This is a genomic window from Nocardia colli (assembly GCF_008704205.1).
In the GTDB taxonomy this organism is placed as follows: domain Bacteria; phylum Actinomycetota; class Actinomycetes; order Mycobacteriales; family Mycobacteriaceae; genus Nocardia; species Nocardia colli.
In genome coordinates this window covers 150,545-173,120 of record NZ_VXLC01000016.1, presented here as the reverse complement: position 1 = coordinate 173,120, position 22,576 = coordinate 150,545, and the positions used below count along the sequence as shown (strand labels likewise).

The following is a 22,576-nucleotide window of genomic DNA, read 5'->3' as shown; positions in this document are numbered from 1 at the left end:
CCATGGGAGTCAACCAACGGGCACAGATCGTCATGTCCGACACCGAGATCAGCGAGTTCCTGGAGCGCAGCCGCGTCGCCACCCTGGCCACCATCGGCCCCAACGGCACCCCGCACCTGACCGCCATGTGGTACGCCCTCATCGACGGCGAACTCTGGTTCGAAACCAAAACCAAATCGCAAAAAGCCGTCAACCTGCGCCGAGACCCCCGCATCACCTGCATGATCGAGGCCGGCCAGACCTACGACCAGCTCCGCGGCGTCGCCATCGAAGGCCACGCCGAAATCGTCGACGACCCCGACAAACTGTTCGCCGTCGGCGTCAGCGTCTGGGAGCGCTACACCGGCCCCTACAGCGAAGACGTCCGCCCCATGGTCGAAACCATGCTGCACAAGCGTTCCGCCATCCGAGTAGTCCCCGACCGCATCCGCAGCTGGGACCACCGCAAGCTCGGCCTCCCCCAGCTCCCCCTCGGCGGCACCACCGCCCAACCCCTCGACTGACCTGCCTATGCGTTGCAACACAGCCACCCCGACGCGCCCCGATATCGAACTGACATCACCCCCCTCCCCCGACTAACGTCGAACCGTTCGACACGAATCGGCCGGCACCGCAGCCTCCCAGCGCGCGGACTCCCGGCCGCCACCACGAGGAGACGACGGCGATGACGGAATCTGATAGTTCCACCGGCTCAGGCACCCCCGAGGCCACCAGCGCCGAAGAAGTAAAGCGCAAGTTCAAAGAGGCCCTCGACCGCAAAAACCAGCACAACGCCCGCACCGCCGACCACCTCGACGGCCGCTCCAAGGGCGCCAACGCCACCCACGGCAACGCCAGCACCAAGCGCGAATTCCGCCGCAAGAGCGGATAAGCAACGACGAGAAAGGCCCCCTGGTCACAGACCAGGGGGCCTTCGTTTTGCCCAGACCAGGCCAGCACCCCCGCGGGCACGCAAGCCCCGCGACGCCAACCAAGGAAGACCGCGGCCGGTAAAGCCCGCAACACCGTGGGCACCCCTGCCATCGACTACCGCTCCACTGCCCGCCGGGGGCGAAGCCTTCCGGCCGGGGGGTCCGGGGGCGAAGCCCGCCGGGCGGGGTTTGGGGGTTGCACCCCCAAAAAGAATTGCGAAACAGTAAAGGCCCATGCCCCCATGGGCATGGGCCTTCCAACTGTGTAGCCCCGACGGGATTCGAACCCGCGCTACCGCCTTGAGAGGGCGGCGTCCTAGGCCGCTAGACGACGGGGCCAGGACTGCTTCTCGTTTGCACGAGGAGCACCTTTGGTTGATCTTTCGATCAGGAGGCTCGGCTAGCTTAGCTGGCCGGAGCGTGGCGACCAAATCGCCAGCTGCTGTGTTGATTTCGGCCGCGCACCGATCTCGACTAGCAATCTCTCCGCTGGGGTACCAGGACTCGAACCTAGAATGGCTGAACCAGAATCAGCTGTGTTGCCAATTACACCATACCCCAATGACCAGGCGTTTCAGCCTCGCGTCTGGGTGACTGCGAGGCCTTGTTCCGAGCCGAGAAGAAGAGTACCAAACCGTTACGGGTTAACTACAAATCGCCTGGTCAAAGCCATGTTTTCGGCCGTTTTCGGAGTTTCAGACGGTGGCCGACCACCCCTGTGCGGAGCGCAGCCTGGCCAAAGTGGTGTCGCGGCCGAGCAGTTCGAGCGACTCGTACAGCGGCGGGCTGATGTGCGAGCCGGTGACCGCGACGCGCACGGGCGCGAATGCCTTGCGTGGTTTGAGGCCCAGATCGTCGATCAGCGCGGTTTTCAGCGCCTCCTCGATAGCGGCGGTGGACCACTGCGTCAGCGGCTCCAGCGCGGCAATAGCGGATTGCAATACCTGATTTGCGTCGGCACCGAGATTCTTGGCTCCGGCAGTGGGGTCGATCGCAAATTGTTCGGCGGGCGCCAACAGGAAACGCAACAGTTCCCAAGCGTCGGACAAGACGACGATCCGGGTCTGCACCAGTTCGGCCGCGGCGGCGAACATCTTCTCATCGATTTCGGCGCCGATATGACCGTGCGCGGTCAGGTACTCACGCAGTCGGTTGCTGAAATCACCCGGTTCCAGCAATCGGATGTGCTCGGCGTTGAGCGCGTCCGCCTTCTTCTGATCGAATCGGGCCGGATTCGAATTCACTTTCGATATGTCGAACGCGGCAACCATCTCCGCCATGCTGAACACGTCGTGGTCGTCGGCGATGCTCCAACCGAGTAGTGCCAGGTAATTCAGCAAACCTTCCGGGATGAATCCGCGGTCCCGATGGACGAACAGATTCGACTCCGGATCGCGCTTGGACAACTTCTTGTTGCCCTGTCCCAGGACGAACGGCAGGTGGCCGAACTCCGGGGTGAAGTCGGTGAGGCCGACGCGGCGCAGCGCGCCGTAGAGCGCGATCTGCCGGGGCGTGGAGGAGAGCAGATCCTCGCCGCGCAATACGTGGGTGATCTTCATCAATGCGTCGTCGACCGGGTTGACCAGGGTGTACAGCGGATCACCGGTGCCGCGGGTGAGCGCGAAGTCGGGCACGCTGCCCGCCTTGAAGGTGGTCTCGCCGCGCACCAGATCGTGCCAGGTGATGTCCTCGTCGGGCATCCGGAGCCGAATCACCGCGGGGCGCCCGGCATCTCGGTACGCTTCGATCTGCTGGGCGGTGAGCTCGCGATCGTAGTTGTCGTAGCCGAGCTTCGGGTCGCGCCCGGCGGCGCGATGGCGGGCCTCGACTTCCTCAGGCGTGGAGAAGGATTCGTAGGCCTCGCCGGCCTCCAGCAAACGCCGGACCGCGTCGCGGTGCAGATCCTTGCGCAGCGACTGGCGGTACGGCTCGTAGGGGCCGCCGACCTCCGGGCCCTCGTCCCAGGTGAGGCCGAGCCAGCGCAGCGCGTCCAGCAGCGCCCGGTAGGAGTCCTCGGAATCCCGTGCCGCATCGGTGTCTTCGATGCGGAACACGAACTTTCCACCGTGGTGTCGGGCGTAGGCCCAGTTGAACAGCGCCGTCCGGATCAGGCCGACGTGCGGCGTCCCGGTCGGTGACGGGCAGAAGCGGACCCGTACTTCAGTCATGGCTCTCTTTCGACTAGCGAGGCTTGGCGGCAACAGGATTGATCAGCGTTCCGATGCCCTCCACGGTCACGGACACCTGCTGTCCGGCCTGTACCGGGCCGACACCCTCGGGCGTTCCGGTGAGGATGACATCGCCTGGGAGCAGCGTCATCACGGTGCTGACCCATTCGATGAGCTTCGGAATGTCGTGCAGTAGAAGCGAAGTGCGGCTGCGCTGGCGCTCTTCGCCGTCGAGCTCGGTGACGATCTCCAGATCCGATGGATCCAAGGAGGTTTCGATCCACGGGCCGAGCGGGCAGAAGGTGTCGTAGCCCTTGCCCCTGGTCCACTGTCCGTCGTGGCGCTGCTGGTCGCGCGCGGTCACGTCGTTGGCGACGGTGTAGCCGAGCACCACGTCCAGCGCGCGGGCGGCGGGCACGTCCTTGCACGGACGGCCGATGACGACGGCGAGTTCGCCCTCGTAGTCGACCTGAGAGGAGCTGGGCGGCAGGATGATCGGGGCGTTCGGCCCGATGATCGAGGTGTTCGGCTTGAGGAAGATCACCGGGTCTTCCGGTGCGGGACCGCCCATTTCGGCCGCGTGGGCGGCGTAGTTCTTGCCGATACAGACGACCTTGCTCGCCAGGATGGGCGCGAGCAGGCGCACATCGGCCAGCGGCCAGCTCCGCCCGGTGAACGTCGGCGTACCGAACGGGTGTTCCGCGATTTCCTTCGCGATGCTGTCGCTTCCGTCCCCCTCGATGCTGACGAAGGCGACCCCATCGGGACTGGCTACTCGACCTAGACGCATGCCGGGCAGTCTATCGACCGGCTTCCACCTGCTCGAACGCGCCCAACCGAGCGGTACGCGAGGCGGCGCGAGCCCCAATTCCGCCGGTTGTGAGCAGTCTGACAGCGAAGCGCCGGAATCCACTTGCCCACCCGGTGTAACGTGAGCCTCACTGTTCAACCAATGGGAACACGATCCCAAATAATGAGATTCAGAGGTGAGACCGATGACTACCGTGACGCAGATCAAGGAGACTCGACGGTGGTCCATGCTCGGTCTCGGCGTCTTCGCGCAGGCGGCGAGCGCGGTCTTCGTGAACGGCGTCGCGTTTCTGCTGCCCGCGCTGACCGATCGCGGTATGCGATTGGCCACGGCGGGATTGCTGGTGGCGATGCCGACCCTCGGACTGGTCTGCACCCTGATCGCCTGGGGGTACGTGGTCGACCGGATCGGCGAGCGCAAGGTGCTGATCGGCGGGCCGCTGCTGATGCTGGCCGCCGGCGCCGCCGCGGCCGCAGCCTCGAACGACATCGCTTTGGGCGCACTGTTGTTCCTGGGTGGCGTCGGCGCCGCGAGCACCAACGGCGCCAGCGGCCGGCTGATCGTCGGCTGGTTTCCGCCGCACCGGCGCGGGCTGGCGATGGGCATCCGGCAGACCGCGCAGCCGCTCGGCGTCGGCATCGGCGCGCTGGCCGTGCCCGCTGTGGCCGCGACTTACGGTGTGCCCGCGGCGATTCTGGTGCCCGCGGCGATGGCGGGACTCGCCGCGGTGGGCAGCCTGATCGGCATCATCGACCCGCCGCGCCCCGAACGCTCGGCCGATGTGGCGTTGCGCGCCAATCCTTATCGCGGCGACTCGACGCTGTGGCGCATCCACGGCGTCTCTGTGCTGCTGGTCATACCGCAGGGCACGGTGTGGACTTTCGCACTGTTGTGGCTGCACCGCGACATCGGCTGGTCGTTGGCGGCGGCCGGAATCCTGGTCACGGTCACCCAAATCCTGGGCGCGGCAGGCCGAATCGGCGCGGGGGCGTGGTCCGACCGGGTCGGCAGCCGACTGGGTCCGCTGCGCACGGTCGCCATCGCGGCGGCGCTGTCGATGGCCGCGCTGGCCTTGGCGGCCTGGACCCACATGTGGTGGGCCGCAATCCCGTTGCTGGTCGTCGCGTCGGTGATCACCGTCTCCGACAACGGACTCGCGTTCACCGCGGTGGCCGAAATCGCGGGCCCCTACTGGAGTGGCCGCGGACTCGGCATCCAGAACACCGGCCAGAATCTGGCCATGGCCGCGGTGCCGCCGGTCTTCGGCGCCCTCATCACGACAAGCGGTTTCGCCGCCGCCTATCTACTGGCGGCCGGACTGGCGGTGGCCGCCGTTCCCTTGGTTCCGACCGACCGCCGTCCCCAATAACCGCCCGGCCCAGGGGGATTGACGCCTGCTCTGCACCACGGAGCAGGCGTCGATCCACCGATGTGTCCCTCACGACATGTGAAGTCACACCAAGTCTGATGCGACGACGGTCACCCCGATGCGCCGGGAACGATTAGCCCACAACACTTTTGGTACGACAGCGCCATTCAGCCCACTGAACACCCCAGGATCTCCCGGGCGACTCCTGCTGTCCCCGAGCGGAATCGAACAGAAGCGCGACCGTGTCGTCGCCCACACGCCTGCTGTCGCTTTTCGCGACATCGTGTCGCCAAGAGGTACGATGGGAACATCCCGTCGCCAACGCCAGGAGTTCGATGCCGAAGATCGACGCACCCACCGTCGCCGAACACCGGGCGAACCAGGAACGCGCACTGCTCGACGCCGCCCGGGAGGTACTGCTCCAGCACGGCCCGCAGGCGGTGTCCCCCGCCACGGTCGGCGCCGCCGCCGGCCTCGCCCGCAGCAGCGTCTACAAGTACTTCCGCTCCGGCGACGAAATCCTGTTCCGCATCGTGGCCGACGCGCTGCTGGAATGGGGTGAGCGGGTACGCGATACGGTCGATCGCGCCGAGACCGCCGAGGGCCAGGTCGAGGCCTACGTGCGAACCACCCTGGCCTTGGCCGCCTCCGGCGCGCACCGCATCGCAGTCCTCGGCAGCACCCTCCCGCGCGACGAGGCGGCCCGGCGCGAACTCGCCGACGCGCACTACGCGGTGGCCGCCCCGCTGCGCACGGCGCTCGCCGCTCTGGACAACCCGAACCCCGAGCTGACCGCCGAACTGATCGACGGCGCACTGGGCCGCGCCATCGAGCGCATCGACGCCGGCCGCGACCACAACGAGATCGTCCCGGAGACAGTCGCGTTCGTCCGCCGTGCGGTCGGCATCAACCCTCGCCCGAATCGCCACCACCACAAGGGATAACCGCGGACCGGCTCAAACCGCAAGCAGCGCAGCGGGATCGAACGTGACGTGAAACGGTTTGTCGGCGTCGACGACCGCGTCGAAGACGCTGCCGGAACAGACCACCGGATCGGCCCCATAACCGCCGTCCCCCAACACCATCCGATGCACCTCGACCTCCGGCTGGTGTTCGACGATCCAATACTGCGGAATGCCCACCGCCGCGTACTCGCGCACCTTCCGCACCCGATCGGTGCGTTCGGTCCCGCTCCCCGGCGCGATCACCTCGACCGCGAGCCGCACCTCGGATCCGGGAATCCGCTTGGGTACCTCCGCGACCACGGCGGCCCGGGCGACCTCACGCGGAATCACGATGATGTCCGGTTTGCGTACCCCGCTGCGGGTGCTGACCTCCCAGCCGCTCCCGACACACAGGTGCACAGCGGCCCCGACCGCTCCGGCGTCGATGAACCGGCCGAGCCGTTGCGTCACGTGATTGTGCCGCGCGCCGCAGGCCACCTCGACCAGCCAGCCGTCCTCGAGCTCGAAACCCTTGCCGCCACCTGGGACATCGCGCAGGTCCAGCCCGGCATACGGACCGACCTGTGTTCTCCGATTCCCGCGCCGCTCGTTCACCGAACCTCCGTCTCACCGGGCAAGCCCGTCGATGACGGCTTACCACCGCACGGCGGGTTCACACCTGCCGAAAGGTCCCGTACCGGATCGTGCTCCGGTACGGGACCTCTGGTTCGAACTTCGCTCAGACGATCGCGGCGATGCGGTCGCCGACCTCGACCGTCGACGCCGCACCCGAACGCGACGCCAGATCCTTGGCGACGGCGGACTCGATGCGCGCCGCGGCCTCGGTGTTGCCGAGATGATTGAGCAGCAACGACACCGAGAGGATCGCGGCGGTCGGATCGGCCTTGGACTGGCCCGCGATGTCGGGGGCGCTGCCGTGCACCGGCTCGAACATGCTCGGATTGACGCCGGAGGCATCGATGTTGCCGCTGGCGGCGAGCCCGATGCCGCCGCTGACGGCGGCCGCGAGGTCGGTGATGATATCGCCGAACAGGTTGTCGGTGACGATCACGTCGAACCGGCCCGGATCGTTCACCAGGTGGATGGTCGCGGCATCGATGTGCTGGTAAGCCGTTGCGACATCCGGGAATTCGGCCGCGACCTCGTCGACCGTGCGCTGCCACAGCGAGCCGGCGAAGCTCAGCACGTTGGTCTTGTGCACCAGCGTGAGGTGCTTGCGCCGAGCCTGCGCCTTGGCGAAGGCGTAGCGCACCACGCGCTCGATGCCGAACCGGGTGTTGGTGCTGACCTCGGTCGCCACCTCATGCGGGGTCTCGACCCGAATCGCGCCGCCGGTACCGGTGTACGGCCCCTCGGTGCCCTCGCGGACCACCACGAAATCGATGTCGGGCGTACCGGCCAGCGGGCTGGTCACGCCGGGAAACAGCTTGGACGGCCGCAGGTTCACGTGATGATCCAGCGCGAACCGGGTGCGCAGCAGCAGCCCGCGCTCGAGCACGCCGCTCGGCACCGACGGATCGCCGATCGCGCCGAGCAGGATCGCGTCGTGCTGCTTCAGCTCCGGCAGCACGGATTCCGGCAGGATCTCACCGGTCGCGTGGTAACGCTTGGCGCCGAGGTCGTACTCGGTCTTCGCGACGCCGGGCTGGACCACGTCGAGCACCTTCAGCGCCTCGGCGATGACCTCGGGACCGATGCCGTCGCCGGGGATGACAGCAAGCTTCATTGCAACGCTCCGTTGTTAATCGGGGGCGCGCCCAGTCGTGGGCGCGCCCCCGCACGCGATCAGAACAGGTCGACGACGACGACCTTTGCGGCGCCGACGGATTCGGCGATCGCGGCCTCGACGGCGTCGGGCACCTCGCGGTTGACCCGCAGGATCACCGTGGCGCCTTCCTTGTCGACGTCCTGGCTCAGCTGCGCGGCGAGGATGTCGATGCCGGCCTCGCCGAGCTTGGTGCCGATCTTGCCGAGCGCGCCCGGCTTGTCCTCGTAGTTCAGCACGGCCATGTTGATGCCCTCGGCGCGCATGTCGTAGTTGCGGCCGTTGATGTTGACGATCTTCTGCACCTGCTGCGGCTCGGTCAGCGTGCCCGCCACGTTCAGCGTGCGGCCGTCGCCGAACACGGCGCGCAGGTCGACGACGCTGCGGTGGCTCGGGCTGTCCGGCACGGTGTTCACCTGTGCGGTGATGCCGCGCTCCTTGGCCAGGGCCGGCGCGTTGACGAAGGTGACCTGGTCTTCGACCAGCGCGGAGAAGATGCCGCGCAGCGCCGAAAGTTCCAGCACCGCAACGTCGTGCGCGGCGAGCTCGCCCCGCACCTGCACCTCGACACTGACCGGCAGTTCGTCCGACAGCGCACCGAGCAGCGCGCCCTGCTTGCGCACGATGTCCAGCCACGGCGCGACGTCGTCGTCGACGCTGCCACCGGTGACGTTCACCGCGCCGGGCACGAATTCACCGGCGAGCGCGAGCAATACGGACTTGGCCACGTCGGTGCCCGCCCGGTCCTGCGCCTCGGAGGTGGACGCGCCGAGGTGCGGGGTCACCACGACCTGCGGCAGCTCGAACAGCGGGCTGTCGGTGCACGGCTCGGTCTCGTACACGTCCAGGCCGGCGGCCCGCACATGCCCGGATTTGATCGCGTCGGCCAGCGCCTGCTCGTCGACCAGGCCACCGCGCGCGGCGTTGACGATGATGACGCCCGGCTTGGTCTTGGCGATGGCTTCCTTGCCGATGATGCCCTTGGTCTCCGGGGTCTTCGGCAGGTGCACCGAGATCAGGTCGGCGCGCTCGAGCAGCTCGTCCAGGCTCAGCAGCTCGATGCCGAGCTGGGCGGCGCGGGCCGGCGACACGTAGGGGTCGTAGGCGACGATCTTGGTCTCGAAGGCGGCGAGCCGGGCGGCGAACAGCTGCCCGATCCGGCCGAGGCCGACCACGCCGACGGTCTTGTCGAAGATCTCGACGCCGTTGAACTTGCTGCGCTGCCAGGTGTGCTCGCGCAGCGTGGCATCGGCGGCCGGGATCTGGCGGGCGGCCGAGAGCAGCAGCGTGACCGCGTGCTCGGCGGCGGTGTGGATGTTCGAGGTCGGCGCGTTGACGACCATGACGCCGCGTTCGGTGGCCGCGGGCACGTCGACATTGTCGAGGCCGACGCCGGCCCGAGCGACGATCTTCAGGTTCTTGCCCGCCTCCAGCACCTCGGCGTCCACCGTGGTCGCGGAGCGCACGAGTAGCGCGTCGGCCTCGGGGACCGCGGCGAGCAGAGCCGGACGGTCGGGGCCGTCGACCCACCGGACCTCGACTCCGTCACCGAGCGCGTCGACGGTCGACTGGGCAAGCTTGTCGGCGATCAGGACAACAGGACGGCCTGCTTGGCTCACGGTGGAGTACTCCTGGGGAAAGGGGTCGGCAATTACCGCCGATCAGCTTAGTGGGCGTCGTTTCGGCATGTGCTACCCCCTGGTAAGGCGGCCGTCGTCAGTATGACCCATGGGATGACTGGTTGGTCAAAATATGAAGACCGGTCTACAGTTACCGCATGGGTGCCAAGGGAACCGAGACGCGCTGCCGATTGATCAGCGCGACGCGCGAGCTGGTGGAGAAGCACGGATACTTCGGGGCCGGCCTCAACCAGATCATCGAGACCAGCGGCGCGCCGCGCGGATCGCTCTACTTCCACTTCCCCGGCGGCAAGGACCAGCTCGTCGCGGAGGCGGTCGCCCAGGCGGGCAACGAGATCTCGGCGCTGATCGACGCGGTCGCGCCCGGCGATACCGCAGGGGCGGCGACCAGCCTGCTCAACGCGTTCGGCGATCGACTGGAGGCTTCCGACTGGAGTCAGGGCTGCCCGGTTGCCACTGTCACCCTTGATGTTTCGGCGGCCAACGACGTGATCCAGGCCGAATGCGCGTCCGCGTACGCGAGCTGGGAAGAGGCGCTGCGGATTCGGCTGCGGGCCGACGGGCATCCGGATGCGGCGGATTTGGCCGCGGCGATCCTCGCGATGATCGAAGGCGGCTTGCTCTTGGCACGAGCCCAGCGCAGCCGCGAGCCGCTGGAGCGCGTGGCCCGCACGATCCGCACGATGCTCTGAGCTGAGTCAGATGTCATGCCAACAGTTTTCGCAGGTCCATCGAATATGTAGACCGGTCTATTAAGGAGATTTCATGTCCCACAGCATCGTGCTCGGCGCCGCCGGGTTCATCGGTCGCGCGGTGGTCGCGCAGCTGCTCGAACAGGGCGAATCCGTGGTCGCCGCGGTCCGGCCGGGCGGCGAGGACCGACTCGGCTCATGGTTGCGGGCGAGCGCCGTCGATCAGCGCGGGCTTCGCGTTGTCGCCTGCGATATCACCGCGAAGGATCTCGGCTTGCCCGCCGACCTGGACGCGACCGACATCCGCGACGTCTACAACTGCGCGGCACGCTTCGCCTTCGGCCTCGGCAAGGACGACGCGTACGCGGTGAACGTGACCGGCGCGCTCAACATGCTCGACTGGGCCGCGACACTGCCCGCCTTGCGCCGCGTCGTCCACATCACCGGCTATCGGATCACCGTCGAGGAGTCCGACGAACAGCATTACGACAGAGGGGCTTACGGCGCGTCCAAGTTCGAGTCGGATCCGCTGCTGCGCCGGCACGCGGCCGAGCGCGGGATTCCGCTGACGATCGCGAACCCGAGCAGCGTGCTCGGTCCCGGCCAATATGTCGGGCTCGCAAGCATTGTCGAGGACCTGTGGCACGGCAAGCTCGCGGCGATCCCCGGTGGGCGCGAAACCTTCGTTCCGATAGTCGATCTGGACTACTTCGCGAAGTTCCTGATCAGCCTGCCGAGTCAGGCGGACACCGCGGGGCGGTCGCTGACCGTGCTCGATCCGCGAACGCCGGTGCTGCCGGAGCTGATTCGGCTGCTCGCCGGGCATGTGGGGGTGCGGGCGCCGCGGTTCTCGGTGCCGGTCAGTGTGATCGAGAAGCTGCCGCGGGCATTGACCGGCGCCGATCCCGAGACGCTGCCGTTCATTGCCGACGACAGGTACGACACCTCGGCAGCGGACGAGGTCGCGCGTGCCGCCGGTCTGACGATGCCGGAGGCCGGGTCGGTTTTGCGCACCTGGGCTGATCACCTGGTGTCGAGTCGCTTCGGCACGGTCGAGGAGGATCCCACCGCCGGGTTCGTCGACGGCACTTGGGTTTCCGGTGACCGCGTGCGTCCGGACTACGTCTTCCTGCATGGCCTGCCGGTCGACAGCGATTCCTGGACCGAGGTGCGGACCGCCCTCGGCGCATCGAGCCTGGCCGTCGACCTGCCCGGGCTGGGACGCTCCGCGCCCGGCGAGATCGATGACGTACTACCGCGATTGATGCGGGATGTGCGCAGTCGTCCTGTACTGGTCGGACATTCGCTGGGTTGCGGCCCGGTGCTGAGATACGCCGCAGCGCACCCGGATCGGATCTCCGGCGTCGTCTTGGTGTCGCCCGCGTTCCTCCAGTCGCGGACCGGATGGCTGCTGCGTTCGCCCCTGGCCGCACCTGCGCTACGACGAATGACGGCCGCTACCTTGGCAACACGCCTCGGTCTGCCTCGGAGCCCGGCGGTGGACAACGCGGCGGCGAACTTGTGCAGACCCGGCGTCGCGGCACGCACGGTCGCCGCGCTGCGGCACGCGAGTGCGCCTGCTCGGCGAAACGAGTTGATCGAACTGCTTGCCCGGGTACAAGTGCCGGTGCGGCTCGTCGCCGGGTCGGACGATCCACTCTCGACGGCCACGACGAGCGAGCTGACCGTGATCGATGGCACCGGCCACTACCCGCAACTGACCCACCCCGCGCAGGTCGCCGCCGAGATCGCCGGAGTCGGGGCCGGCGTACCTGCCCGATAACGCGGAGGGCCCCGCACCACCTGGGTGCGGGGCCCTCTCCGGAATCACGCTCACCGAGCGCGAGACCCGGTCGATCAATCGACCATCACGTTGAAATCAGCGACCGAAGGAGCCCGTCCACAGGGTGTTGACGATTCCGTGCAGAGCGGCACCGAAGGTGTCCAGGAAACCGCCGAGGGCAGCGCTACCGGTGTCGATGATAACGGGGATCATTTAAATACCTCTTCATTGAAAGACAATCCAGTCGTACTGGCTGACACAAGGCACATCGGCACCCGAACAAAGACGGTTACGAAATTCGTCTATTTAGTGACATAGGTTACAGACACATCACGAAGATCCCCTGGTCAAGTGACCAACAGGGGTGTGCGCCCTGAGAACCATGGGCTTGACCACGTCGTTCGCCCAGGATCTCGCGTTCCCGACGCGCCAGCACGATAAACATAAAGAACCTCTGAGAATTCGATAGCACCCCAATAAGAGGGCTATACACATCCCAAGAAGCCGGACATTTCCGACAGCTCGGCCGAACCCTGTAACAAGCGCACGAATTCGCCGATTGTCTCTCCGAGAAGGAGTCGTGTACGCATCGCCGGATTACGCATTCGGCACACCCGGGTTCACCCATATCCGCATCGGATAAAGTGCCGCGCACTATCTTTCGCCGACCGGCAATACCGCTCAGCTCACCGCGGCGACCGCCCGCGAAAAGTCCCGCACGCGCGCGGTTTCGCGGTTGCGATGCCAGACCAGCCCCAGCCGGGAATGCGCCAGCCCGGTCACCGGCACGAAGTTGACCTCCGGCCGATCGTGGAACACCGCGGTCGGATGGCACAGCAGCATCGCGCCCTGACCCGCCGCCACCAACTCGATCCCCTCCTGCAACGTGCCGACGCCGGGGCCGACCGGAACGGGCCGACCGCCCGGGGTCACATCCACCGATTGCGCGCGACGCCAGTAGTGCGGTGCGGGCCCGCGCACGCCGATCAACGAGAACTCGGCCAGATCCTCCGGCGACAAGCTGGTCCGCGCCGCCAGCGGATGCCCCTTGTGCATGGCCAGCATCTGCGGCTTCTCCGAAAAGACCTGTCCGAGAACCAGATCGCTCTCCCCCATCGGCAGCAGCACGGCCGCGATATCGACCTCGCTGCGCTGTACCGCACCGAACGGATCGGCCAGCGGAATCTCGACCACCTCGGTGACGCAGGCGGGGAAGCGGTGCCGGAACAGTTCGATTGCCTCCGTGAGGTATTCGCTGCCCGAACCCTGAATGCCGATGCGCAGCACGCCCTCACCCCCACGGGCGGTCGCCCGGACGTTGTCCACCGTCGCCCGCAGCGCCGTGTAGGCGGGCTCAAGCTCGGCCAGGAAGTCCGCGCCGAGCGGCGTGAGCGTGACCTTGCGGCTGGTGCGCTCGATCAGTCGCGCGCCGACCCGCTGCTCCAACGTGCGCAGCAGCTGACTCACCCGGCTCTGCGAAACGTAGAGCCGCTCCCCCGCCCGCCCGAAGTGCAGTTCCTCGGCGAGCACCAGGAATGCCTCCAGCTCGCGTACCTCCAGGCCGGTCATGGGCGTCCTCTCCAGCGTCGATGAGCTCAGCTCATAGAACGATGAGACCTTCGCCGTTGTTTCCGCCCCGGCCGATCAGTTGGCTGGAGGCATGACACAGGTTCAAGACAGCGCGAGTCCGGCACCCGCGGCACCGGATTCGGCTCTGCGCGGCTGGCTCGGCGTCGGCGCCGTGACCGGGGCCACCTTCACGGTCGTCACCTCGGAGATGCTGCCGGTCGGGTTGCTCACCCCGATCAGCGGCGCGTTGCGGGTCTCCGAGGGCGCGGCCGGGCTTTCGCTGACCGCCACCGGCCTGGTCGCCGCCGTGTCCGCGCCGCTGATCACGGGTGCGCTCGGCCGCACCGACCGCAGGCTCGTGCTCTGCGTGCTGCTCGCGGTGCTGACCCTCGGCAATGTCGGCGCGGCCTGGTCGCCGAACTTCCCGGTCATGATGGCGGCCAGGGTGCTGGTCGGCATCGGGATCGGCGGGGTGTGGGCGATCGCGGCGAGCCTGGCGGCGCGGCTGGTGCCGGCCGAGTCGATCGGCAGCGCCACCGCGCTGGTCTACAGCGGCGTCGCGGTGGCCTCGGTGATCGGCGTGCCGGCGGGGACGTACATCGGCGCACTCGCCGGGTGGCGGGCGGCCTTCCTCGTCATCGCGGCGCTCGCGGTGGTAGTGCTGATCGCGATCGCGGTACTGCTACCGAGACTGACTGTCGCACAGTCGGTTCCGCTGCGCGAAGCACTGGGACTGACCCGCGAGCCGCAATTGCGCACCGCGCTGCTGGTCGTCGCGTTCCTGGTCACCGGCCACTTCGCCGCCTACACCTACATCCGCCCGCTGCTGGAGAAAGTGACCGGCATCGGCGCGAGCGCGATCGGCACCTTGCTGCTGGTGTACGGAATCGCCGGTGTCATCGGCAATTTCAGCTCGGGCGCCGCCGGTGTCCGCGATCCGCGCCGGATGCTGATGACGATCACCGTCCCGCTGGCCGTCACCGTGCTACTGATTCCGGTGCTCGGCGGATCGCTGTGGCTCGCCGTCGCGCTGATGGTGGCCTGGGGCCTGTCTTACGGCGGCGTGTCGGTCACCACGCAGAACTGGGCCTTCGCCGCGGCGCCCCGGGCGCGCGAGGCCGCGTCCTCGTTGAACGCGTGTGTCTTCAACGCCGCCATCGCCTTGGGCGCGCTGGCCGGTGGGCGCATGGCCGACGCGTTCGGCGTCACCTCCGCGATGTGGCTCGGCGGCGCGCTGGTGATCGCCGCGCTGCTGATCGCGGCCGCCGGTCGCGCCCCGGAGCAGGCCTGAACAGCACCGATGGCCGGAAAATGAACTGCGTTCCGGGGTAGCCGGCACATAGCATCAACGGCATGGCCCTACGCGCGATCCCTGCTTCGATGGACCCGACCGTGGTCGGGTCCATCGACTTCGAGCTGGACCGGGTCGAGCGCGAACACCGCGTCTCGATCCGGCTGGCCATCGAAAGCGGCAGCCGGGCTTGGGGTTTCCCGTCGCCCGACTCCGACTACGACTGCCGGTTCGTCTACGTCGCGAACCTGGACACCTACCTGTCCCCGTGGCCCACCCGGGACGTGATCGAGACGCCGCTGGCCGGGCTGCTCGACGTGAACGGCTGGGACCTGGCCAAGGCGCTGCGCCTGCTGGTCGCGGGCAACGCCGTGCTCATCGAATGGCTGATGTCGCCCATCGTGTACCGCGGCGACAGCCGGTTCCGCGCCGACCTGCGCGCGCTGGCCGACGAGGTCGCCGACCGCAACCGGGTGGCCCGGCACTACCTGCACCTGGGTGCGAAGCAGTGGGAGTTGTTCGACCGCAACCGATCACTGAAGAAGGTGTTCTATTCACTGCGCCCGGCAATGGCTTTGCGCTGGCTGCGCGAGCACCCGGGTGCGGCGGTGGCGCCGATGCACCTGCCGACGCTGATGGCCGAGTGCGACCTGACCACCGATCTCGTTGCGGCAGTGGCGGAGTTGACCGAGCTCAAGTCCCGGACCCGCGAAATGGGCAGCGGCACAGTGCCGGTCCCGATCGCCGCGTTCATCGAGTCCGAATTCGAGCTGGCCGCAGACGCTTTCCCGAAGTCGGTGGATCCGGACCTCGACCAGGCCAGGAAGCTCACCGCGGAGTTCTTCCGCGCCGAGGCCGCCGGACCGGCGTAGCACTCACGCCTCGGCGACGGCCGCCGCATACGCCTGGGCCAGCCGATCCGTCGCGGTCGGCCGGTCCGGGTCGGGCCGGGGAATCCCGAGGTGCGACTCCCGCAGTTCGTCCATGAACTCCGCCCACAGCTCGGGGCCACCCTGCTCGAGCAGCTCGGCCCGCACCCGCAACTGCCGAGTGGTCGGCCGGTGCCGCAGCCCCCACGACCCGAGTTGCGCCATTATCGGCACCAACTGGATGGCAGGCTCGGTCAGCCGGTACTCCGCCTTCTGCCCGGGCCTGCTGTCCTCCCGGCTGAGCAGACCTGCCGCGACCAGCCGTTTCAGCCGGTCGGACAGGATATTGGAGGCGATGCCCTCGTCCGAGGCGGACAGCAGTTCCCGGAAGTAGCGCCGATTGCCGAACATCACGTCGCGCAGCACCAGCAGGGTCCACCGATCGCCGATCACCTCGATCGTCGCATTGATCGGGCAGCCCGAGCGTCCCTCGTCACGCATCCACCGCTCCTTGCTCCGCGAAATCTTTCGAACTTCTGCTTGCAATATACAACCACTCACCCCTAGTCTGTACCCAAGCGATTGCAAACTGCAAGCACTCTAGCGAAAGACAAGACCATGGCGAAGCTCCTCGTACGCAACCTGGCCATCTCCTTGGACGGCTACGTCGCCGGCCCGAACCAGAGCCCGGACAACCCGATCGGCGAAGGCGGCATGCGTCTGCACGAGTGGGTCTTCGCCACCCGCACCGGCAACGGCTGGTCCGGCGCCGAGGGCGGCGAGACCGGGATCGACGACGATTTCATCCAGGCCGGAGATGTCGGCATCGGCGCAACCATCATGGGCCGCAACATGTTCGGGCCGATTCGCGGCGAGTGGCAGGACGAGGAGTGGAAGGGCTGGTGGGGCGACAACCCGCCGTACCACCACGACACCTTCGTGCTGACCCATCACCCGCGGCAGTCGCTGCCGATGGCGGGCGGGACCACGTTCCACTTCGTCGACGACACCCCGGAAAAGGTGCTGCGGCAGGCGTTCGAGGCCGCCGACGGCAAGGACGTGCGCTTGGGCGGCGGCTCATCGGTCGTGCGCCAGTTCCTGCAAGCGGGGCTGGTCGACGAGATGCATCTGGCCGTCGTACCGATTCTGCTCGGCGGCGGCGAGCGTCTCTACGACGACCTCGGCACGCTGCCCGGCTATGCGATCAGCTCGGCGGTCCGCTCCCCTGCGGTCACCCATGTGACCTTCACCAGGGCGTAAGCACTCCCCAGAAAAGGGGGAAAGGCCCCGCACCTGACCGGTGCGGGGCCTTCCGAAAGCTTAGGAGCGATCAGATCAGAGAACGCGAACGTCCTGCGCCTGCGGGCCCTTCTGGCCCTGGCCGATCTCGAACTCCACGCGCTGCCCCTCATCGAGGGACCGGAAACCCGCGCCGCTGACGGCCGAGTAATGCACGAAGACGTCGGGGCCTCCGCCGTCTTGCGCGATGAAGCCGAAGCCCTTCTCGCTGTTGAACCACTTCACAATGCCCTGAGCCATTTCATACTTTCTGTAGACGAGCCAGATTCTGCCAAATGGAATGGCCTGGTCTCGAGATCAACGATGCCATGATCCGACGAATTTCTCCACTTCTTCCCCGGTCAACTGTGAGCAAAACAACGCTGACTAGGGGGTTGTCGCCTTCACCTCCCCTGCTCTGACAGGCCCCGATCCGGGAAAACCACCCGAATCAGTCGTGCCGGTACCTGAGCTTCTTGCCAGGCGCGCTCGTCGTCCCCCTCCGACGAATCCGCCTGTACCGCCTGCATCGCGTAGTTCGCGGCGTGCACCGCGTGACCCGCCACATGGGCGGTCGCGGCGGCGTGCCCGGCCGACCGCGCGGCGAAAGTAGCCGCGCCGGTGGTCTCGCGAGCGGAATCATGGGCGGCGAAGGCGGCCCTGCGCGCCTCGGGCATCGTCAGGTCGCCGCGCACCCAGGCGCGGGCCGCCTCGATCGCCGCGGCCGGTCGTAGATCATCCGGTCGCGCACGCTCGAACAGCGGCAGCACGCGTTCGGCGCAATCCGCCGCCCACAGCGCCAACGCGGTGTGGTCGACCCGGTTGAGGGTCACCGGCCCGCTCTGCTCGCCTCGGTCCGCACAGGCCTTCCCCTTCTCGACGCAACTGGTCACCGATACTCGGTCGAGTCCCAGTTATCTTGTGCCGCAAGGGCCATCGCTACCAGCGCCCCGATGCGCCGTTAAGTCATCCTACGACTTTCCGCCGAGTAGCGCAGCACCTTGTTTCACCTCGAGTTCAATGTTGCAAATAGCGCAACTGGTGTGGTTTCGCCTCGGCGTGCGCGGTGTGCCCGGACAGATGCTCCGGCACGCCGACCTCCCACCAGGCGCCCGCCTCGGTCCAGGACGACGGCTGGGTGCGGATCACCAGCACGGCCGGGCGGGACTCACGGACCGCGGTGTCGCGCGCGGCGGCGTAGGCGGCGCGGAATTCGGCCAGGTCGGTGGCGGTGAAGACGGCACAGCCCAGGGCGCGGGCGTGGGCGGCGAAGTCCACCCGGGGCGGTTCGTCGTGCGCGCTGCGGCAGTCGGCGTAGAAGTTGTTGAACGGTGCGCCGCCCTGACCCTCTTGCAGGCGGGCGATCACCGCGTAACCGTCGTTGTCGCAGACCACCGCGACCAACGGGTGGCCGGCGAAGGCTGCGGAAAACAGTTCGGAGTTCAACATCAGGTAGGAGCCGTCGCCGAGCATCGTGGTGACCAGGCCGTCGGTGTGCGCCATGGCCGCGCCCCACGCTCCCGCGAGTTCGTAACCCATGCAAGAGAATCCGTACTCGACGTCCATGGTCGGCGCGCCGCCGGTCGCGCGCCAGCCGCCGACGAGTTCGCCGGGCATGCCGCCGGAGGCGGTCATCATGTAGTCGTTCGGTCCGCTGAGCTCGTTGACCAGGCCGACGACCTGGGCGTAGCTGGGGGTGCCGAGGGTGTGGGCGCGCAGCTTGTCGATGTGGGCGTCCCAGGTGCTGCGTTCGGCGGCGGCGCGGGCCGTCCATTCGGGGTCGACCTGCCATTGCTTTGTGCGTTCGGCCAGGTCGCGGACCGTTGCGTCGGCGTCGCCGACGACCGCGAGGGCGCCGTGTTTGACCGCGTCGAAGCGGGCGGCGTTGATCGTGACGAGGCGGACCTCCGGCGCGAAGACGGTCCACGAGGCAGTGGTGAAGTCCTGCAAGCGGGTGCCGACGGCGAGGACGAGGTCCGCTTCGGCGGCGAGTGCGTTGGCCGAGGTCGAGCCGGTGACGCCGAGCGGACCGGCGTAGAGGGGATGCACGTGCGGTACCAAGGTGCGGCCCGCGGTGGTCTCGACGACCGGAATGCCATGGCGCTCAGCGAATTCGAGCGTGGTCCTGCCCGCGCCCGAGTAGCGGACGCCGCCGCCGAGGACCAGCAGCGGCCGCGCCGAGTTGCGCAGCGCCGCTTCGGCGTCGGCCAACGAGCGTTCGTCGGCGCGGGGGCGCAGGATGCGGTGGACGACCGGCTCGAACAGGGCGTCGGGGAAGTCGTAGGTCTCGGCCTGGACGTCTTGCGGCAGGGCGAGCGTGACCGGACCGGTCTCGGCCGGGTCCGTGAGCACCCGGACCGCTTGGGGCAGTGTGGAAATCAGCTGCTCGGGGCGGGTGATCCGATCGAAGTAGCGGCTCACCGCGCGGAACGCGTCGTTGACCGTGGCGGTGGCGTCGCCGAAATGCTCGACCTGTTGCAGCACCGGGTCGGGTGCGCGGGTGGTGAAGGTGTCGCCCGGAAGCAACAGCAGCGGAAGGCGATTCGCGTGCGCGACGCCGGCGGCGGTCACCATGTTCAGCGCGCCGGGGCCGATCGAGGAGGTGGCGACGCCGATCTGGCGGCGATGGGTCGCCTTGGCGTAACCGACGGCGGCGAGGGCCATGCCCTGCTCGGTGTGCCCGCGCCAGACCGGGATCACGTCGCGTCGCTCGTGCAGGGCGGTGCCGAGGCCGAGCACGTTGCCGTGCCCGAAGATGCCGAAAACCGCAGGGAAAAGCGGCACTTCGCGGCCGTCGAGGGTTTCCGAGCGCTGGGCGACCAGCCAGGCCACCAGCGCCTGCGCCGCGGTCAATTTCATCGGAGCCGTCCTTCGTGGTTGGTGACCGGGCAGCGGGGATCACGGGGTTCGTCGTCCCAGGTGCCGCGCACCCAGCTGTGCGCCGGGTCGTCGCAGAAGGCCATCGAACGTTCCGCGGCGGGGCCCGCGAGCACGTTGAGGTAGTACATCGGGTAGCCCGGGGCGGCGATGCACGGACCGTGATAGCCCTGCGGGACCAGGAAAACATCGCCGTCCCGAACCGCGACGTTTTCATCGAGTGCACCGTCCGCGGTGTACGTGCGATGCATTCCGAATCCGTCACGTGACGGAGTGATCCCGTCTCGTCCGGCGATGCGGAAGTAGTAGATCTCCTCGTTGACGACCTCGCAGTCGCTCGCCGCGTCATGCTTGTGCGGCGGGTAGGAGGACCAATTGCCGTCCGGGGTAATCAGTTCGCAGGCGTTGAGTTTGTCGGCGTGGTCCCAGACGCCGGGAACACCGAAGTTGGTGACCTGACGGGTGGCTTGTCCCGCGCCGCGGATGTCGACCGGGACCTGTTCTGCGGGACCGTATTTCGGGTCGAGACGGTTCGTGCAGCGGGCCATGGGGAGGGCGAGCTCCAGGTTGCTGCTGGCCGTCAGTTCGACGGTCGCATCACGTGGGATGTAGGCGAAGTCGGTCACCCGGGTGAAAACCGAGTCGCGGCCGGACAATTCGAACGTCATGCCGTCGACGCGGACGGTGCAAGACCCAGCCAGCGGAAGGACGAACGCTTCGAACTCGCCGGTCTCGATGTCTCTGGTTTCACCGGCACGAAGGTTCAGGACACGCAAGCCGGTGTAGGTCCACCCGGCGTCTTCCGGGCCGAGGTGGATCGGATCGCCGCCCGCACGCAGCGTTCCAGCAGGCCGATGCAGCTTCATCGCACGCTCCCGTGTCGGCCGATCGCCCCGGAACCGGCCGCCGCGATACGCACATCCCCCGCTCGCAACGCACAACTCCGCCCCGCGCGCACATAACCACGGGCAAAACCCTGCGCAGCAGAACAATTCGTACGCGGCAGACCGCGAACTTCACCGGCGCCATCTCCGCGCGCACGCACGGTGCGCCTCTCCCCGCCGCCGTCGTGCGGCCCACATACCAGGGCGCGCTGCGCACGAAATCGCCCCGAGCGCAAGATATTGGTAACTGTTCCGTGCGCGCCGTAATGATCCGTGCGCAGCAAGCGACCACCGCTCACGTTCGTTCGGTGACCACGACTCATCGCCCCTCCTTCAACATCCCGCCGGCCACGACGTCGGTATTCGCGGGCCGCCGCGCATGAATTCGCGCCACGTGCACACAATTGCCAGCAGCTTTGTGCGCACCATGATGATCTGTGCGCAGTAGCTGATCACCGCTGACGTTCGCTGGCCGACCTCGGCTCATCGGCCCTCCTTCATCCTGACAGCCGCTCTGTTCGTACCTGCTGGCCGTCGCGTCCGACTTCGCACCGAGCGCACACAACTACCAGCGCCCCGCGCGCCAAGATGATTCGTGCGCCGCTGCCGCCCAGCGCGCCGCATGCCAGCGGCAGACCGGATTCCCCGGTCCGCGCGTGGCCCCTCGAACGGAGCGCGCATCATCGTGCGCCGCGAACGAGTTCGTCGGCGAGTTCGTGCGCGCGAAGACAATCCGTGCGCGTCGCTCCTACGGAACAGCGCACAGTCGAGGAGGTTTCCGCGGCTCATCGGGTCTCCTTCAGCATCTTGGCCGCCGCGTCGACCGCCGCGCCGACGTCGCCGTCGTGCGGGTAGAGCAGCGTGCGGCCGACCACCAGGCCGCGGACCACGTCGTGGCCGAGGGCGCCGTCCCAGTACGCCACGTCGGCGACCTGGTCGCCCGAGGGTGCGCCGCCGAGGACGACGACCGGCAGGGTGGTGGCGTCGAGCACCGAAATGTCCTCCGGGGCAGGGATCTTCAGCCAGGTGTAGGCGGAGGTGACGCCGAGGCCGGAAGCGACCGTGATCGCACGCGACAGGGCGGCCGCATCCTTGCTCATGACCAGGGCACCGGATTCGTCGCGGTGGTACGGCAGCGGCTCGACCATCGCCATGAGTCCGTTCGCCGCGAGTTCGGACACCGCTTGCGCGCACGCCTGCAAGGTCGGCACCGTGCCCGCGTCCGAATCCACCAGGCGCAGCAGCATTTTGCCGCCGTCGAGCCGGAATCGGGCGAGCGAGTCCGCGTCGTAGCCGGTGAAGCGGTCGTCGATCTCCCACTCCGCGCCGGCCAGTCCGCCGCGGTTCATCGAGCCGATGACCACCTTGTCGTCCAGCGCGTCCAGCAGCAGCAGCTCCTCGACCACGTCCGGGGAGCCGAGCACGCCGTCGACGTCAGGGTGGGCCAGCGCGATCAGCAGCCGCTCCAGCAGCGCGCGCCGGTCCGCCATCGCGGTCAGGTCCGAGCCGACGCCGAGGGCGCCCCGGGCTGGGTGGTCCGCGGCGATCAGGAACAGGGTGTCCTTGTCCGCCAACAGGTTCGGGCGACGGACTCGTTTCGCATATGCCCGCTCGACCGCCGCCGGGTCCGTCGCGCGGACGCGCAGTAGCTCACGCCAGCGTTCGTCGGTCAAATGCACGGTAGTTCCTCCGATTCCAGATGGG

The 22,576-nt window shown here is 67.8% G+C and carries 21 protein-coding genes and 2 tRNA genes; 9 read left to right on the top strand and 14 right to left on the bottom strand.

All coding sequences use genetic code 11. The annotated features are described in order from the left end of the window. Nucleotides 1-2 precede the first annotated feature (2 nt). A complete protein-coding gene (locus F3087_RS30205; RefSeq protein ID WP_150405481.1) occupies nucleotides 3-503 on the top strand; it encodes a pyridoxamine 5'-phosphate oxidase family protein in 501 nt (166 codons plus the stop codon). Nucleotides 504-664: 161 nt separating this feature from the next. Then, nucleotides 665-871 (top strand): DUF5302 domain-containing protein, encoded by a 207-nt coding sequence (locus F3087_RS30200; protein WP_150405480.1) that lies wholly within the window; start codon nucleotides 665-667, stop codon nucleotides 869-871. A 306-nt stretch (nucleotides 872-1,177) separates the two neighbouring features. Here F3087_RS30200 and F3087_RS30195 read toward each other — a convergent pair. The 4 genes from F3087_RS30195 to F3087_RS30180 form a co-directional block, all read right to left on the bottom strand. Next, nucleotides 1,178-1,250 (bottom strand) — tRNA-Glu (locus F3087_RS30195). Nucleotides 1,251-1,400: 150 nt separating this feature from the next. Further along, nucleotides 1,401-1,472, bottom strand: a tRNA-Gln gene (locus F3087_RS30190). Nucleotides 1,473-1,606: 134 nt separating this feature from the next. Beyond that, nucleotides 1,607-3,079 carry a glutamate--tRNA ligase gene (gltX, locus tag F3087_RS30185; protein ID WP_150405479.1) on the bottom strand — a complete coding sequence of 491 codons (1,473 nt, stop codon included), beginning with the start codon at nucleotides 3,077-3,079 and terminating at the stop codon, nucleotides 1,607-1,609. Nucleotides 3,080-3,092: 13 nt separating this feature from the next. Then, nucleotides 3,093-3,869 carry a fumarylacetoacetate hydrolase family protein gene (locus F3087_RS30180; RefSeq protein ID WP_150405478.1) on the bottom strand — a complete coding sequence of 259 codons (777 nt, stop codon included), beginning with the start codon at nucleotides 3,867-3,869 and terminating at the stop codon, nucleotides 3,093-3,095. Between the two features lie 205 nt (nucleotides 3,870-4,074). Between F3087_RS30180 and F3087_RS30175 the strand changes: the two genes are divergently transcribed. Next, nucleotides 4,075-5,259, top strand: coding sequence for an MFS transporter (locus F3087_RS30175; RefSeq protein WP_150405477.1), 1,185 nt, complete (start codon nucleotides 4,075-4,077; stop codon nucleotides 5,257-5,259). Between the two features lie 335 nt (nucleotides 5,260-5,594). After that, nucleotides 5,595-6,203 carry a TetR/AcrR family transcriptional regulator gene (locus F3087_RS30170; RefSeq protein WP_150405476.1) on the top strand — a complete coding sequence of 203 codons (609 nt, stop codon included), beginning with the start codon at nucleotides 5,595-5,597 and terminating at the stop codon, nucleotides 6,201-6,203. Nucleotides 6,204-6,215: 12 nt separating this feature from the next. Here the strand turns inward: F3087_RS30170 and F3087_RS30165 are convergent, their stop codons facing one another. From F3087_RS30165 to serA, 3 genes are all read right to left on the bottom strand, one after another. After that, nucleotides 6,216-6,818, bottom strand: coding sequence for a Uma2 family endonuclease (locus F3087_RS30165; RefSeq protein WP_223885454.1), 603 nt, complete (start codon nucleotides 6,816-6,818; stop codon nucleotides 6,216-6,218). A 124-nt stretch (nucleotides 6,819-6,942) separates the two neighbouring features. Beyond that, nucleotides 6,943-7,950 carry a 3-isopropylmalate dehydrogenase gene (locus F3087_RS30160; protein WP_150405475.1) on the bottom strand — a complete coding sequence of 336 codons (1,008 nt, stop codon included), beginning with the start codon at nucleotides 7,948-7,950 and terminating at the stop codon, nucleotides 6,943-6,945. Nucleotides 7,951-8,009: 59 nt separating this feature from the next. Next, nucleotides 8,010-9,608, bottom strand: a complete 1,599-nt coding sequence (gene serA / locus F3087_RS30155) for a phosphoglycerate dehydrogenase (RefSeq protein ID WP_150405474.1) — start codon at nucleotides 9,606-9,608, stop codon at nucleotides 8,010-8,012. Nucleotides 9,609-9,766: 158 nt separating this feature from the next. Between serA and F3087_RS30150 the strand changes: the two genes are divergently transcribed. Both F3087_RS30150 and F3087_RS30145 read left to right on the top strand, forming a co-directional pair. Continuing rightward, complete coding sequence (locus F3087_RS30150; protein WP_150405473.1) at nucleotides 9,767-10,321, top strand: TetR/AcrR family transcriptional regulator; 555 nt, start codon at nucleotides 9,767-9,769, stop codon at nucleotides 10,319-10,321. Between the two features lie 73 nt (nucleotides 10,322-10,394). Continuing rightward, on the top strand, nucleotides 10,395-12,104 hold the full coding sequence (locus F3087_RS30145) for an alpha/beta fold hydrolase (RefSeq protein WP_150405472.1): 1,710 nt from the start codon (nucleotides 10,395-10,397) through the stop codon (nucleotides 12,102-12,104). A 681-nt stretch (nucleotides 12,105-12,785) separates the two neighbouring features. Here the strand turns inward: F3087_RS30145 and F3087_RS30140 are convergent. Beyond that, nucleotides 12,786-13,673, bottom strand: a complete 888-nt coding sequence (locus F3087_RS30140; protein WP_150405471.1) for a LysR family transcriptional regulator — start codon at nucleotides 13,671-13,673, stop codon at nucleotides 12,786-12,788. A gap of 91 nt (nucleotides 13,674-13,764) precedes the next feature. On the opposite strand from F3087_RS30140, the gene F3087_RS30135 reads away from it, so the two are divergent. Beyond that, nucleotides 13,765-14,964, top strand: coding sequence for an MFS transporter (locus tag F3087_RS30135; protein WP_150405470.1), 1,200 nt, complete (start codon nucleotides 13,765-13,767; stop codon nucleotides 14,962-14,964). A gap of 62 nt (nucleotides 14,965-15,026) precedes the next feature. Continuing rightward, entirely contained in the window at nucleotides 15,027-15,836 is an 810-nt protein-coding gene (locus F3087_RS30130; RefSeq protein ID WP_150405469.1) for a nucleotidyltransferase domain-containing protein, read from the top strand. A 3-nt stretch (nucleotides 15,837-15,839) separates the two neighbouring features. On the opposite strand, the gene F3087_RS30125 is transcribed toward F3087_RS30130, so the two are convergent. Beyond that, on the bottom strand, nucleotides 15,840-16,334 hold the full coding sequence (locus F3087_RS30125) for a winged helix-turn-helix transcriptional regulator (RefSeq protein WP_150405468.1): 495 nt from the start codon (nucleotides 16,332-16,334) through the stop codon (nucleotides 15,840-15,842). Nucleotides 16,335-16,451: 117 nt separating this feature from the next. On the opposite strand from F3087_RS30125, the gene F3087_RS30120 reads away from it, so the two are divergent. After that, on the top strand, nucleotides 16,452-17,093 hold the full coding sequence (locus F3087_RS30120; protein WP_150405467.1) for a dihydrofolate reductase family protein: 642 nt from the start codon (nucleotides 16,452-16,454) through the stop codon (nucleotides 17,091-17,093). A 75-nt stretch (nucleotides 17,094-17,168) separates the two neighbouring features. Here the strand turns inward: F3087_RS30120 and F3087_RS30115 are convergent, their stop codons facing one another. The 5 genes from F3087_RS30115 to F3087_RS30095 all read right to left on the bottom strand — a co-directional run bounded on the left by F3087_RS30115 (nucleotide 17,169) and on the right by F3087_RS30095 (nucleotide 22,551). After that, a complete protein-coding gene (locus F3087_RS30115) occupies nucleotides 17,169-17,372 on the bottom strand; it encodes a cold-shock protein (RefSeq protein WP_054814460.1) in 204 nt (67 codons plus the stop codon). A 143-nt stretch (nucleotides 17,373-17,515) separates the two neighbouring features. After that, complete coding sequence (locus F3087_RS30110; protein WP_223885453.1) at nucleotides 17,516-18,004, bottom strand: putative immunity protein; 489 nt, start codon at nucleotides 18,002-18,004, stop codon at nucleotides 17,516-17,518. 124 nt (nucleotides 18,005-18,128) lie between these two features. Beyond that, nucleotides 18,129-19,970 carry a 3D-(3,5/4)-trihydroxycyclohexane-1,2-dione acylhydrolase (decyclizing) gene (iolD, locus tag F3087_RS30105; protein ID WP_191094211.1) on the bottom strand — a complete coding sequence of 614 codons (1,842 nt, stop codon included), beginning with the start codon at nucleotides 19,968-19,970 and terminating at the stop codon, nucleotides 18,129-18,131. Then, nucleotides 19,967-20,854, bottom strand: a complete 888-nt coding sequence (gene iolB, locus F3087_RS30100; RefSeq protein ID WP_150405465.1) for a 5-deoxy-glucuronate isomerase — start codon at nucleotides 20,852-20,854, stop codon at nucleotides 19,967-19,969. Before iolB ends, iolD begins: the two co-directional genes overlap by 4 nt. Before the next feature lie 803 nt (nucleotides 20,855-21,657). Continuing rightward, the gene (locus F3087_RS30095) at nucleotides 21,658-22,551 is read right to left on the bottom strand and encodes a Cgl0159 family (beta/alpha)8-fold protein (protein WP_150405464.1); all 894 of its coding nucleotides are present in this window, start codon (nucleotides 22,549-22,551) and stop codon (nucleotides 21,658-21,660) included. Nucleotides 22,552-22,576: the final 25 nt, after the last annotated feature.